This is a genomic window from Mesobacillus foraminis (genome assembly GCF_004340465.1).
GTDB lineage: Bacteria > Bacillota > Bacilli > Bacillales > Cytobacillaceae > Mesobacillus_B > Mesobacillus_B foraminis.
In genome coordinates, this window is the sequence record NZ_SLVV01000003.1 from 446,518 (window position 1) to 460,408 (window position 13,891).

13 protein-coding genes are annotated in these 13,891 nt (G+C 45.2%); 4 read left to right on the forward strand and 9 right to left on the reverse strand.

All coding sequences use genetic code 11. From position 1 onward, the window contains the following. Window positions 1-121 precede the first annotated feature (121 nt). Window positions 122-319 carry a hypothetical protein gene (locus EV146_RS06610; RefSeq protein ID WP_132003602.1) on the forward strand — a complete coding sequence of 66 codons (198 nt, stop codon included), beginning with the start codon at window positions 122-124 and terminating at the stop codon, window positions 317-319. Window positions 320-436: 117 nt separating this feature from the next. On the opposite strand, the gene EV146_RS06615 is transcribed toward EV146_RS06610, so the two are convergent. From EV146_RS06615 to EV146_RS06635, 5 genes are all read right to left on the reverse strand, one after another. After that, window positions 437-1,192: a (S)-benzoin forming benzil reductase gene (locus EV146_RS06615; protein WP_132003605.1), complete on the reverse strand. Its 756-nt coding sequence runs from the start codon at window positions 1,190-1,192 to the stop codon at window positions 437-439. Window positions 1,193-1,270: 78 nt separating this feature from the next. After that, window positions 1,271-2,005: an ABC transporter ATP-binding protein gene (locus EV146_RS06620; protein WP_132003608.1), complete on the reverse strand. Its 735-nt coding sequence runs from the start codon at window positions 2,003-2,005 to the stop codon at window positions 1,271-1,273. Then, on the reverse strand, window positions 2,002-2,703 hold the full coding sequence (locus EV146_RS06625) for an ABC transporter permease (RefSeq protein ID WP_309136088.1): 702 nt from the start codon (window positions 2,701-2,703) through the stop codon (window positions 2,002-2,004). The genes EV146_RS06620 and EV146_RS06625 overlap by 4 nt, the downstream gene beginning before the upstream one ends. A gap of 48 nt (window positions 2,704-2,751) precedes the next feature. Beyond that, a complete protein-coding gene (locus EV146_RS06630) occupies window positions 2,752-3,621 on the reverse strand; it encodes an ABC transporter substrate-binding protein (protein WP_132003611.1) in 870 nt (289 codons plus the stop codon). Window positions 3,622-3,635: 14 nt separating this feature from the next. Continuing rightward, the gene (locus EV146_RS06635) at window positions 3,636-4,559 is read right to left on the reverse strand and encodes a substrate-binding domain-containing protein (protein ID WP_241993840.1); all 924 of its coding nucleotides are present in this window, start codon (window positions 4,557-4,559) and stop codon (window positions 3,636-3,638) included. Window positions 4,560-5,529: 970 nt separating this feature from the next. Between EV146_RS06635 and rodA the strand changes: the two genes are divergently transcribed. Then, window positions 5,530-6,702 carry a rod shape-determining protein RodA gene (rodA, locus tag EV146_RS06640; protein WP_132003786.1) on the forward strand — a complete coding sequence of 391 codons (1,173 nt, stop codon included), beginning with the start codon at window positions 5,530-5,532 and terminating at the stop codon, window positions 6,700-6,702. A 30-nt stretch (window positions 6,703-6,732) separates the two neighbouring features. Here rodA and EV146_RS06645 read toward each other — a convergent pair whose 3' ends face one another. From EV146_RS06645 to EV146_RS06660, 4 genes are all read right to left on the reverse strand, one after another. Beyond that, complete coding sequence (locus tag EV146_RS06645) at window positions 6,733-7,797, reverse strand: Ger(x)C family spore germination protein (RefSeq protein WP_241993833.1); 1,065 nt, start codon at window positions 7,795-7,797, stop codon at window positions 6,733-6,735. Next, window positions 7,794-8,909 carry a GerAB/ArcD/ProY family transporter gene (locus EV146_RS06650; protein ID WP_219916248.1) on the reverse strand — a complete coding sequence of 372 codons (1,116 nt, stop codon included), beginning with the start codon at window positions 8,907-8,909 and terminating at the stop codon, window positions 7,794-7,796. The genes EV146_RS06645 and EV146_RS06650 overlap by 4 nt, the downstream gene beginning before the upstream one ends. Continuing rightward, window positions 8,906-10,429: a spore germination protein gene (locus tag EV146_RS06655; protein ID WP_132003794.1), complete on the reverse strand. Its 1,524-nt coding sequence runs from the start codon at window positions 10,427-10,429 to the stop codon at window positions 8,906-8,908. The genes EV146_RS06650 and EV146_RS06655 overlap by 4 nt, the downstream gene beginning before the upstream one ends. Before the next feature lie 145 nt (window positions 10,430-10,574). Continuing rightward, complete coding sequence (locus EV146_RS06660) at window positions 10,575-11,570, reverse strand: ABC transporter substrate-binding protein (RefSeq protein WP_132003617.1); 996 nt, start codon at window positions 11,568-11,570, stop codon at window positions 10,575-10,577. Between the two features lie 244 nt (window positions 11,571-11,814). On the opposite strand from EV146_RS06660, the gene EV146_RS06665 reads away from it, so the two are divergent. Continuing rightward, window positions 11,815-12,819 (forward strand): FecCD family ABC transporter permease, encoded by a 1,005-nt coding sequence (locus EV146_RS06665; protein ID WP_132003620.1) that lies wholly within the window; start codon window positions 11,815-11,817, stop codon window positions 12,817-12,819. Beyond that, a complete protein-coding gene (locus EV146_RS06670) occupies window positions 12,816-13,871 on the forward strand; it encodes a FecCD family ABC transporter permease (RefSeq protein WP_132003623.1) in 1,056 nt (351 codons plus the stop codon). The genes EV146_RS06665 and EV146_RS06670 overlap by 4 nt, the downstream gene beginning before the upstream one ends. Window positions 13,872-13,891 lie beyond the last annotated feature (20 nt).

Consider the following 13,891-nt stretch of genomic DNA (forward strand, 5'->3'; position numbering starts at 1 on the left):
AGAATTGAATTGTGAAAAAAAATCCTGTAGAATAGTTCCTGTTTTTTTAATTACTGTAAATAAAAGGGAAAAGATTCGAGTTTTAACGGAGTGGCGATGAGCCGTTCTTTTATAGGGGTCTATGCATGTTATAACCAGCATTTTAAAGCCTGTTTTTGGGTGGAAGGCGTGCAGACTCCTGGGGATCAGCTGGTCAGGTGAGATCCTGCAGGAGCTTGCTACAGGGAGGCTCAGCGCCAGCTCTGCGGAAAGCGAAGCGACTGGAACGGAAATCAACAGCCTACTTCGTCCACCAACCAAACTAAAAAGCTGGAGGTAAACTCGAAGTTTTCATTGAGTTTGTCTGCAGTCTGAGTCCTTCACGTCTGAGGTGAAGGACTCATAGGTAAAAGGCTTCAATGTACTTATTTGCAATTTTGGATCCCGGCCTTTTCTTTTAGAGCAGATCGTTTACATGATAGACTTTGCCGATTTCAATGGACTTCTCCAGTATCAGCTTAACCAGCGCATTGGCGACAACAGAAGGCGGCCGCAGCATGCCTTTCTCCTTGAATTCCTTAAAACGTTCAATTTCGGAGAAGGCTTCCTTGGAGGAGGAACGGATTGTCTCCTGCATACCTGTGTCCATGATTCCGGGACTGTAGCCAAAAATGACCGTCTGGCTTAGTTTATTGGTGAATTCAAGAGCAGCGGTTTCTGTAAACATATTAATCGCCGCTTTGGTGCTGCAATAAATGCTCCAGCCATGGCTTGGACGCTCAGCTGCACCGGAAGTGACATTCGCGATCACCAGGCGTTTTCCTCTCTCTTCTGCGGCTTTTACAAATAAGTTGGTGATGAGAATAGGGGCTGTTAAATTCACCTGTATATTGCGCAAAACAGCCGCTTCTTCCAGCTCTCCGACTGTTTCAATCGGATCAACGACTCCTGCATTATTAATCAAATAGACAGCTTGCGACTGATCATGGAAAACCGCCTCGGAAACCTTTGAAAATACATCCCTTATTTCATTAGCGGAGGTGAGGTCACAAGGGTAATAGCTGTATTCAGCAGTTCCATTTGAAGCAGCTGTTCTAAGCTCCTCGTTTTCTGTCCTCGATATGGCAATCACGTTGATATTTTCTTCCAGCATTTTGTGGGCAATCCCCTCACCAAGCCCTTTTGAGGCGCCTGTAATAATTGCGTACTTCATTCAGCATCCCTCCGATATGGTTTCCTCTATTAAACAACAAGCCAATATTAAAAAAAATTTTAAGATGATAAAGTCGGACTAAGTCAGGAGGCGGCTCCACTCGCCTATGAAGGAAGCAGCGTAGGCATTCGGTTCTGAAAGCACTTCCGCTGTGCTTCCGGCCTGTTTGATTTCGCCGCCCATTATAATGGCCATTCGCTGAGTAAAGTATTTTATTTCCGTTAAGTCATGGGAAATGAAAACGGTGGTTGTGTTTGTCTTGCTGACAACCTGTTTGATGTCCTTCAGGAGCTGAACCTTCGTGGGAAAGTCCAGAGCGGAAAACGGTTCGTCCAGAAACAGTACTTCGGGCTCCAGAATCATTGCCCTTGCCAGATTGACACGCTGCGCTTCTCCTCCAGAAAGATGGAGAGCCTGTTTTCTTGCAAGATGACTTATTTTAAACACCTCCATCCAATGCTCCACCTTCATATTAATTTCCCGACGGCTTCGATGGCGCAGCTTTAGGCCAATCGCGATGTTTTGGTGCACCGTCATGTCCAGGAGGAGCGATTGTTGAAGAGCCACTGCAAATCTTCGCCGCACATCAAGCACGGAATGGTCTGTAACCTTTTTTCCGCGATAGAAAACGGTCCCTTCCCCCGGGAGATCCAGCAAGGCCATGGTCTTAAGCAATGTGCTTTTACCAGCGCCATTAGGTCCCATGACACCAAGAGCCTCTCCAGGAAACAGCTCAAAACGGGGGATGGATAATATGCTTCTGTCCCGTGTCCTGATATTAATATTCTCCAAAACAATTAAAGGCTCTTTCATTCAGGTCGCTTCCTTTGCTGTAAAAAAGTAAGGCAGAACGTAATCAAAAAGGCGATGGCCATAATAATGAAGGATAAGGCCAGGGCAATATCAAAGTTCCCTTTCGAAACCTCCATGACAATCGAGGTTGTCAGGATTCTTGTTTCCCCGCTGATATTGCCGCCTACCATCATGGCCGCGCCGACCTCCGCAACCACACGGCCAAACCCGGCAATAATAGCTGCAAGAATGGCAAGACGGGCCTCCTTCATTAAAATCCACACCAGCTGCCAGCGTGTGGCGCCAAGTGCTTTAATCTGCAGAATCATTTTTTCATCGATCTGCTGGAAGGCTGTAGCGGTCAAGCCGGTAACAATCGGCAGTGACACCAGTGTCTGGGCGATAACGATGGCAGCCGGTGTGTACAGGAGAGAAAGATCGCCAAGAGGACCTGAGCGCCATAAAAAAATTGTAATCCATAAGCCCGCAACAACGGGGGGAAGACCCATTCCAATATTAATAAGGACAAGAATCAGCTTTCGGCCGGGGAATCTCGCCAGGCCTAGCAGCATGCCGGCGGGAAGGCCCAAAAGGGTGCTGACGAGGATGGCCGTCATTGACACCCTTAATGTCCTTAATGTGATTTCAACAATTTCCGGGTCGCCGGAGATAATCATTTCAAACGCCTTGATTAACCCTTCAAATAATAATTCCATCATCTATCAGCAGACTTTCTCTTTTAATTAGGGCCTAGCAGCACAGGGCATCTATTCGAACAAGAAGAAAAGCGGTTCCCCATATTCGTCTTTGCCGAATTGTGAGATTGTTTCCTTCGTTTCTTTCTTCAACATAAAGTCAACAAACGCCTTCGCGCCTTCTTTATTAACTCTTTCATGCTTCCCGGGATTGACCTGCATCACATGATAAATATTGAGAAGGCTTTCATCGTCTTCCACTAAAATTTCATAGCCAGCAAGAGAATCTCGTTGGGCAAGGTAGGTAGCACGGTCTGTCAGGATATAGCCTTTTTTCTCGGCAGCGATTTGGAGGCTACTGCCCATCCCCTGGCCTGTTTCAATATAGGCTTTGTGTTGCTTGGGATCAAGGTTCTCGCCTTTCCAAAGCTCAAGTTCTTTCTTATGAGTGCCGGAGTTATCGCCTCGTGAAACAAATACAGCCCCCGAATCCAGTATGCTAGTGAGCGCCTCACCTGCTGTGCTTCCTTTGATGCCGGCAGGGTCCTCGGCCGGTCCGGCAATGATAAAATCATTAAACATGACCTTTTGACGGTTTATGGCATCGCCGCTCTCAACTATTTTCTCTTCAGCTTCCGGTGCATGGACTAGCAGGACATCTGCCTCTCCCCGTGACCCCATTTCAAGAGCCTGTCCGGTTCCTACAGCAACGGTTTTAACATTATAGTCCGTTTCTTTTTCAAATACAGGAATCAGGACATCCAGCAATCCGCTGTCCTGGGTGCTGGTTGTAGTGGCCAGAATCAAATCGGCCTTTTTCCCGCTGCCGATTGAATTGGCTGAATCTTCTTCCTTTGCGTTACTTGTTTTTGAATTGGAACAGGCCGTCATCAATGCGAGAACCAAGATGAGGATGATGGTGATAAAGCTCCTTTTTTTCATGAAAAACCCTCCGATTAATGTTGTTCATAAATGATGCTTCCAAGCTCGGCAGCATCATAGCCATCCAGCTCCTGAACACTGTCCCTGAAAGTGGTGAAATGGATTAGATCGAGCAGATGCTGAAGGGCTGTCCTGTTTTCTGGAGTCCAGCGGAAAACCAGATCAAAGTTCTCCACGGTTACAGGAATGAAGTCCAGCCCAAGCTGACAGGCAGCGTATTGAATCCCAAAAGCGACATCGGCAGATCCCCGGCTGATATGCGCGGCAGCCCCAAGATGAGTCCATTCTTCTGTCTGATATCCATTGATGGTGGCAGGACTTATTGATTGATCTGCGAGGGAGGAGTCGAGCAGAAATCGGGTGCCAGCACCTTTCTGGCGATTCACCATTGTTACATCCGGGCGTGCCAAATCCTGAAAGCCAGTGATCTTTTTTGGGTTTCCTTTGGCAACAATGAAACCTTGCTTGCGGGAGGCCAGCCGTACAACGGTTATATGCTCATGGACAAACAGCTGCCGGATAAAAGGAAGATTGTATTCATGGGACACAGGATCGAGCAGGTGCATGGCTGCAATATCAGCACTGCCGCGGTGAAGCATCATCAGACCTTCAAGGCTGCCTATAAAGGAAGGCTGTATACTTATTCCCGCAGATTCAGCCCCTGTATATTTTACAAGGTGTTCAACAAGGAAATCATGGCTCCCGGCAAGATGTAATGCACGACCGGTTGAGAAGGGAGCGTTCCCGGGGCCTCTGGGCAGGGAGTTGGGAGCGGGTGTCCTGTTCCCTTTAAACCGCTCCACCTCCTTATGCTCGATCCGCATTTTATTGCCAACCTTAAACGCGGTTAATTCGCCTCTCTTAATCAGTTCATAAACTGTATATTTAGAAATCTTGAACATGGATGCAATTTCATCCGGAGTATATGTATGGTTCACCAACTGCTCACCTCCTTATTGTAATTACTCTAAAACAAACAAAATTCCTTCAAAAAACGTTAAAAATGGATAAAATCGTTAAGTTTTGTTGAGTTTTGTAAAATTCTGTTCACAATTTAGACAAATTTTTGCCGCTTATAACAGAGGGCAAAGATGATAGCCTAATAGAAGGAGGCAGGGCAGGTTAACACCGGCTAGAATGGTTTTCTTTATAAAAGAATGAGTACTCAGGTTTAAGAGCAGTTTCCTGACTCTCGCATAAGAGCAGCTTACTCCTTCATAGAGGCCATACTCGCGTATAGAGACATACTTCAGTATAGAGAGGACATACTGAAGTATAGAGGGATTCCTCCATACAGATACAGAGCGATGGCCACTGCTATTTAAAAGCGGCTGCTTCAGCATCTCTCTGCGAAAACTTGTTACTCGGCCATTGCACAATGCCACAAGCATGATGCTGTATTTTCCCCGGCTTCCCATGGTAAACTTCTGTACAGTGGTGATTTGACCATGGAAAGGAACGTGAAAATGCGAATTTCTGATAAAGCAAGGGATTTCCTTAAAGAGGTTCTTGAGGAACGCAATGCTGAAGGAATCAGGCTGTATTTTGCCGGCTATGGCTGAGGCGGGCCTGAGATAGGACTGGCTCTGGATGAGCCGGAAGAAAAAGATGGAGTTATAATTGAGAATGAAATTGTTGTAGCGCTTGATCCCAGGCTTCAGGAGGCAGCGGAAGACATTGTTCTGGAGTATGACGAGTGGAATGATGGGCTAGTCGTTCTTGGCGGGGGCAGCTGTTCATAAAGGAAATGCATGCCAGGACTGTGGTGTGCATTTTTTAAGTGTGTAGCTAAGAAAATAGAACTATTTCCTTTGTAAAAATACCCAATGTTAAGTGAGAAGTTGTTATTTCCTGTCGAAAAAAATATAATAAACTATTGTACAGTTCTTCACTAAAGGGGAAAAAATGATGACTTCCAATCAAAAAAATAACACCCGGCTTGATTATGGGCTGGTCATGATATTGTTTTTATTGTTTTTAGCAAGCTGCATTTCCATTTACAGTGCCCAGACAACCGGGCAATACGGAGAGAATTTTCTATTAAAACAAGTAATCTGGTATGCAGTAGGGATCGGCATTATTGCCGGTGTCATTACACTGGATTCCGAGCAGCTGCGAAAGCTGACCTGGTTTGCCTATGGCTTCGGGATTATATTGCTGGCAGGGCTGATTGTTGCCCCCAGCAGCATTGCTCCAACCATCAATGGGGCAAAGAGCTGGTACAGAGTACCGGGGTTAAGCTCACTCCAGCCCTCGGAGTTCGTCAAAGTATTCATTATCCTGGCGCTGGCCCGGGTCATTCACGATCATCATCAAAAAAATACAATAAAGACTATTTCCTCCGATATATGGCTGCTGATTAAAATCGGCCTGGTTACTTTTGTTCCCTTGATGCTCGTCATGCAGCAGCCTGACCTTGGGACATCGCTCGTCTTTCTGGCGATTATGCTGGGGATGATCTTTATCTCCGGTATCTCATGGAAAATCCTTGTCCCTATATTTGGGACAGGTATTACGCTGATTTCCGTGATCTTTTATTTTGTCATCTGGAAACCTCAGATTCTTGAAAAGTATTTAGGTGTTAAGGAGTATCAGTTTGGACGGATCTATTCGTGGCTTGATCCATATAACTATCAGAGCACGACAGGCTTTCAGCTGACAAGATCGCTTCTGGCAATTGGATCTGGTGAAACAACAGGCAAAGGGTACGGAACACGCGAGGTCTATTTGCCGGAGAGCCATACCGATTTTATCTTCAGTATTGTCGGTGAGGAATTTGGCTTTGTGGGGGCAAGTGTCCTGATCAGTTTATTCTTCCTTCTGGTCTATCAAATCACCAAGATTGGCATGGAAACGAAAAATGACTTTTACACCTATTTATGTGTCGGTGTGATTAGCATGATCACCTTCCACGTGTTCCAGAATATCGGCATGACGATTGGTTTGCTGCCCATAACCGGAATTCCCCTTCCCTTTGTCAGCTATGGGGGGAGCTCACTGATGGGCAATATGCTCGCCATCTCCCTGATTTTTTCGATTCGTTATCATTATAAAAAATATATGTTTTCCACGAGTGCATAAAAGAGCAAAGGCCGGAGCCTTTGCTCTTCTTCATTCAACCACTCCTACTTCAGCGATTGACACATCAACACTTACTTTAACCTCGGCATTTGGGTATTCTTCAGTCCATTTGGTAAAATCAAACCCCCTTGTCTGTGTTTTTGCAAAATGGCCCAAACCAATGGGATCGATATTCTTTTCCTGAAATTTCTTGATTAATTTGGTGCATTCTGAAGCAACTTGTCTTTCTAGCTGCTTTTCAATTTTTTTAACAACCTTTTTCGATACCGTTCGGCCGGTATACTCGCTAACGAGCGCATCGATATTGATATGGATGTCAAATTCATAAGGGCTCCTCTTTTTTAGCCGAAATTTATATTTTGACTTAAGGCTTTTAATCACTGATTCTTTATTGTCCGCTTTTATCTTTATCGTCCCCTCGCTATATTCATCAACCAGCAGCTTAAAGTAAAACATCTTGGATGTGGGGATGGAATCAATGACTTTTTCATCTTTAAAAAGTGCTACGCCTGCTATATTTACCAGATCAGGCTGAGTCTTCTTTAGCAGGGGAAGAAAAGGGTCTTTCCCTTTCTGATAGAAATCAAATAAAAATTGGTGAACATTCGTGAGGGGCATATTGCCCCGCTCCGTATTCTGCTGGATCAAACCGGAAAGATAAATGGCATTGCCCCGGTCTCCATAATTTCCTTTGAAAATTTCGCTTGCTGTTCCATCAACGACTGCCAGGTATACCCTTGCACCAACGCTGGGGTCACGCTGAAAGGCATCGAGAAATTCAATAATTCCCTCTCTTGCAACCTCTTCCCCAAACAGTCCAACCTCTAGGCTTCCAGTTACGATGGGCTGGGAGGATTTATGGGACATCTGGAAAATGATATCCCTGGTAACGGTTCCCTTTGAAGTAAAGGTAAAATTTTCAATGGACCGGTCCGTCTTATAGACAGGGATCATCACGCTTCCGAGAATCTGGTCATCTTTTTTATCAAGGCCGATGCCTACCGCAATATTGACATCATCCACGACTTCCTTTTGAACACAGCCTGAAAGAAGCATCAAGCTTAGCAACAATAAGAAAAGTTTTTGACCCCTCACTTCTTTTTCACCTTCTTTGCAATTAAAACGGACAAATAGAGGAAAGGAATAAACAAATAGGAAACGGCAAAGCTCAGTAAGGCCGTCAGATCCAGAACCATATTGATCCTCTCGCGACTGTTTAGAAACATCAATATTCCAAGGCATAGCAATGCTGCGACTATTACCCCTTTACGCTGCTTTAGATGAAATACCTGCTTTGTGACCCGGCTTGCCACCCATAGTGATATCGCCACGTTCGGGATAATAATGATGGCCCAGTTAGCGATCCCGATATACTCAAACCGTTCAATAAAAGGAAGCTGAACGATTTTCCACATTTCCAGTGTCGGCCAGATGGATTTTTCCAGCAGGCCGCCTGAAAAATAGGCAAAGGTGAGGATCGCTAAAACCGTGTAAAGAATCGTTGTAAAAAAAACCCCAAGATGCGCCCATTTTTTTGATTTCTGCGGTTCTTTGATGAATGGGTAAATAAACAGAAGCACATCATACCCCAGGTAAGTGAGTGACATCCTGTACCCGCTTTTTATCATATCGATTAATGTATGGTCGAAAACAGGCAATAAATTCGTGAAATCAGCATGCTTGACTGCAAGGCCAAAAACCAGCAGCAAATAGGCTGGAAGAACGAGAGAGAAAAAAGCCATGCCGGCAACCGTCCTGAGTCCGCCATTAATGATGTATACAGCCAATAAGAGATAAACGGAAGCAAACACAAAGGTGTTTAATTCTGGAAACATCCATACTTTAATGATTTCAATCAGGCCGCCGAGAACTCCCGCACAGGTTAAAATGTAATAGAAAATAAAAAAACTGTTCAGAGCGTTTCCTGCGATTTTCCCAAATACGTATACATTGGCAGTAAGGACATCTCCTTGGACCGTTTCGCATATTTTGTACATCACCCATACTATGACATGGATAATCAGACCGGCCCCTAATACTGAAATCCAGGCATCATTCCCTGCATCTTTGGCTACAACCCGCTGAAAGCCGAGAACACCTATTCCAATCTGCATTGCCATAATCACATATAGAGGGAGGAAGGGCGATATTTTAAACCTATCCTGAATGGGTTTGTGCATGATTCCTACCTGCCTTCCAATGATCATTCATCAATATCCTTTTTCTTATGGCTTTTTTCACCGCTGAAACGAATCGGATCCTTCGTCCGCAAATAGCTCGGACGGCGGTTTAAATCTTTAAAAGAACCTCGGATAAAAGCATCTTTCAAATCCTGCACCCGTGGCGGATACAAGGGCTCAAGGAAAGGATGTCCAAGAGAGGTCAGCCGGATTAGGTGGGTCATAAGAAAGCAAAAAGCAATGGTGATTCCAAGGAGCCCCCATAATTCCGCCATCAGGAGAAAAGGAAAGCGCAAAAGCCTGATGGTGTTGCTCATTTTATAAACCGGTGTGGTAAAAGCAGCAAGAGCTGCGAGTGCGATGAAAATCAAAAGGACGTTGGAAGTCAGCCCGGCTTCAACCGATGCAGTCCCAAGTACGATACCGCCCACGATACCAATCGTCTGGCCGACCTTGGTAGGCAATCTAGCGCCTGCCTCCCTAAGGAGTTCAATGGTGATTTCCAGAAATAAAGCTTCCAGGATAGGCGGGAAGGGAACAACCCTGCGGGAATTGATCAATGTCCCGAGGAGATCCTTAGGGATCAGCTCGTAATGATAGGTAAGAGCAGCAACATATATGGGTGTAATCAAAATCGAAAAGGCTACTCCAAAGACACGAATCAATCTAAAGAAAGAGGACAGGACCCAGTTCAGAAAATAATCCTCAAATGAGCTGAAAAACTCAATCAGTGTCGTTGGCCCGATTAATGCATGAGGAGAACCGTCTACCAAAATCGCAATTTTCCCCTCAGCCAGGATGGCCGCAACCCGGTCAGGACGTTCTGTATCAAGCAGCTGAGGGAAAGGCGAGCTCTCGTTGTCAGAAATAAGCTGGACAATATAGGAGCTGTCGACGATTTCATCAAATTCAATATTCTTAATCCGCTGGCGGACTGTCTGAATGATTTCATCGTTGGTGATCCCTTCAACGTGTAAAATGGATATCTTTGTTTTCGATAGACTCCCGAGGGTAAACTCCTCACTTACCAGTTCCTTGATCGGCATCCGCTTTCGGACCATATTGATGTTCTGCCGGAGGGATTCTACAAAGGCTTCCTTCGGCCCCACAACGCTAAACTCAATTTCAGGCGCTGAAACCGACCGGCTAACTTCCTTTTGTGCCGCAATGAAGGCAAATAGGCTTTTGTCATTATCTAAAAACAGCATGACATACCCATTGAACAGCTTTTTCTCAATCTCTGATTTTTCCGTGGAAAGCTGGACATCAGGAATAGGGAGCAGCTTTTTGATATCCGAAAGCTGATAAAGCTCTTCTTCAAGTAAAGCCGGGAGGACACTGTTGCTCAGTATCTTTTCATCCACAAGGGTGGACATAAAAACAAAGGTGAAAGGTTTGCCTGTTTTTTGATTGATATAATTCGTTTTTGTAAAGTCCTTGGATTTGAGGAATGTTTTTTCCCAGTCCTCTGAATTCTTTTTTTCTTCGTTTTTATTCTGAGTATGTTGCTGATTCTTTTCAGGACTGCTTGAACGTTCGTTCTGCATCCGCCGCTTTCTCTTAAAAAAATGTCCCATGTGCCTCACCACTTCAGAAGTTTGCGTTTAGCTTTTGCCAAAAAAGGCAGGTTTATGAAAAAAAAGAAAAAACCCGCAAATAAATGCGGGTTTTACGGATGTTTATTAAAGAGGATTATTTTTCAGCCATGATCTTTTCAAGGTCATCAAGCATCGCATTGGCCGCCATAACGCCTCCGGCAGTATTCCAGATCGCATCGCTGACCTCGTGGGCATTATTGTTTTTCACTGCACTCAGATTCTTCCAAAGTGGATCATTTGTCCATTCTTCAGCGGTATTTAAAGCTTCTTTGTCTCCATTGGGAGCATAAGTGAAATAGAAAAGGATATCTCCATCCATTTTCGGAATGACTTCTTTTCCGACCTCGATTGCCAGGTTCCCAAGCTGATTCTCTTCGGTGAACAGTTCAGCCTGATGCTCTGCCCGCTTAAATCCTAATTGGTCAAAAATGACTCCGGAAAACGAATCCGTATAATAGATCCTGGACTTTCCAGCCATAAAACGAACAACTGATACTTCCTGATTGACCTTATCTCCAAGCTTTTCTTTTATTTCTGCAACATGGCTGTCGAAATCATTCAGGACATCATTTCCTTTGTCTTCAAGGTTTAACGCTTTTGCATAAAGCTTAAAGTTTTCTTTCCAGTCTCCCCTGAGCGTCTCCGAGAAGACAGTAGGAGCAATGGCATTTAACTGGCTGTAGACCGCTTCATGGCGAAGCTTGTTTCCAATAATTAAATCTGGTTTTAAAGAAGCGATTTTTTCCAGGTTCACTTCACTTTCAAGTCCTACAACTTCAACACCTTCCATATCTCCTTTGATATGGTCATACCAGGGGTCGCCAAGCCAGGATTGGACAGCACCGACAGGTTTAACTCCAAGTGCCAGCAAGGCTTCTGTTCCTTCATTTGTAAGGATGACCACCTTTTCAGGAGTTTTCTCCAGTGTGGCCGTTCCCATTGCATGCTCAATTGTATAACCTGTTTTTTCCCCGCTGTCGCCGGCATCTTTTTCATTTGCGGCTTCGTCCTTTTCGTTATTCCCGCAGGCTGCCAGAAGCAGGAGGGAAAGAAGGGAAAGGAGTGTGAGTAAAGATTTAAAGCCTTTCATAAATATGTAACCTCCCATAATATCAATGATAATGATTATCAATTACAGACTAATTTTAAAATGAAACAGGCAGGCAGTCAACACTTAATTGAAAATCATTTTCAATTATTTAAAACATTCCATAAATAGCTAAATGAAAATGATTTTCAAAGTCATTGACATAATCCCACTGGACCAATAGACTAAAACTTGAAAAAACGTAAATGTTATAGACAATAATAGATTGTTCGGAAAGGTTATTCCTATGCAGCTGTTAAATCCGGTCCATAAGTGGGTGGGCCTTTTTATCGCCATTCTCCTGTTAATTTTCTTAATGTGTGCAAGCATTGTTTACGGATATACAGATACGACTTGGAAAATGGCCATTGACGCTTTTACGAGCTTTAATGGCTCTAATGAACATATTGTGATTGAATCGGTGAGGCTCCCGCGCTCGCTGATTGCTGCCGCTGTCGGCGGAAGCCTTGCCATCGCTGGAGTTCTGATGCAAACGCTGACGAAAAATCCGCTGGCTTCTCCGGATATATTTGGAGTGAATGCCGGGGCGGGGGTGGCTGTGGTCATTGCCATGACCATCTTCGGTGCAGGGAATCTTGAGCTATTTACATGGCTTTCGTTCGCCGGCGCTGCGGTAGCCGCCATTAGTGTATATGGAGTGGGATCTCTGGGGCGCGAAGGACTGACACCAATGAAGCTGACCCTGGCTGGAGCTGCAATGACTGCGATGTTTGCTTCCTTCACCCAGGGACTATTAGTGATAAATGAAGCAGCCCTTGAACAGGCACTCTTTTGGCTTGCTGGTTCTGTAGCCGGAAGAAAGCTTGAAAATCTGACGGTCGTCTTTCCTTATCTGGCTGCCGGCTGGATTGGAGCTCTATTGATATCCGCTAAGCTAAATGTTCTGTCGATGGGGGAGGATGTGGCGAAGGGGCTTGGCTTGAATACTGGCCTCTTAAAAATAGGCATCGGCCTGATTGTCATTTTATTATCCGGAGGGGCAGTAGCAGTTTCGGGGCCAATCGGGTTTATTGGCATCGTGATCCCGCATCTTACCCGGTCAATTGTTGGCATTGACCATCGCTGGGTCATACCTTTTGCTGGAGTCCTGGGCGGGATCCTGCTGGTTGCGGCAGATATTGCCTCCAGGTATATCCTGATGCCTCAGGAGGTTCCAGTCGGAGTCATGACCGCCATCATTGGAACCCCATTTTTCATTTACATTGCCAGAAAGGGGTTCAATGGGCGATGAAAAGATACAAAAGTTTACGTTTAAATCAAGAGAGAATCTCTTTTCTTATTGATTACAAGGCACTGTTGACGTTTTTGGGGCTGCTGCTGCTCACAGTCCTGGTGTTTGTGTTAAGTACAGGGCTGGGAGAAATGAACATCTCTCCATTTTCCGTTTTACAGGTATTTTTCGGGGGCGGGACTGAAATGGACCGCCTTGTAATTCATACATTTCGACTGCCGAGAATCATTGTGGCACTTATGGTAGGGATGGGGCTGGCTGTAGCAGGCGGAATCCTCCAGGGAATGATCCGGAATCCCTTGGCCTCACCCGATATTCTGGGGATAACAGGAGGGGCAGCGGTAGCGGTTGTCGGGTTTTTAGCCATTTTCAGCGATAAAAACCATTCATTGACCGTCAGCATCCAGTGGCTTCCCGTAGCTGCTTTTATCGGGGCCGCTGTTGTCGCTCTCCTCGTTTACCTGCTCGCGTGGAAAAATGGAGTTTCCCCCATCAGGCTTGTACTGATTGGGATAGGCTTGATGACATTGATGAAGGCCCTGACCACGATGATGATGGTTCTTGGTCCAATCTATCAAACAAGCCAGGCAAACATCTGGATTACAGGGACCGTTTACGGTTCAAACTGGAACAATGTAAAGGTGCTCGTTCCATGGATAATGCTGTTTCTGGTTATCGCCTTTATTTATTCCCGGGCGGTAAATATCCAGGAGCTCGGGGACGAAATTGCAACAGGGCTTGGAGGATATGTCCAGAGGCAGCGGTTTATTTTATTGATGATCAGTACAGCCTTGATCGGAGGGTCCGTAGCCTTTGCCGGTGGAATCGGGTTTGTCGGGCTGATGGCTCCGCATATGGCAAGAAGGCTGGTCGGCTCGGACTTCGGTGCTTTGCTGCCTGTTTCGGCACTGCTCGGCGGGATATTGGTAATGGTAGCCGATTTGATCGGACGAACCTTATTTTCACCACTTGAAATACCTGCAGGAGTCTTTACAGCCAGTATTGGGGCACCATACTTTATCTATTTGCTATTTAAGACACGGAATGCTTAATAGATAGAAATCATTTAAAA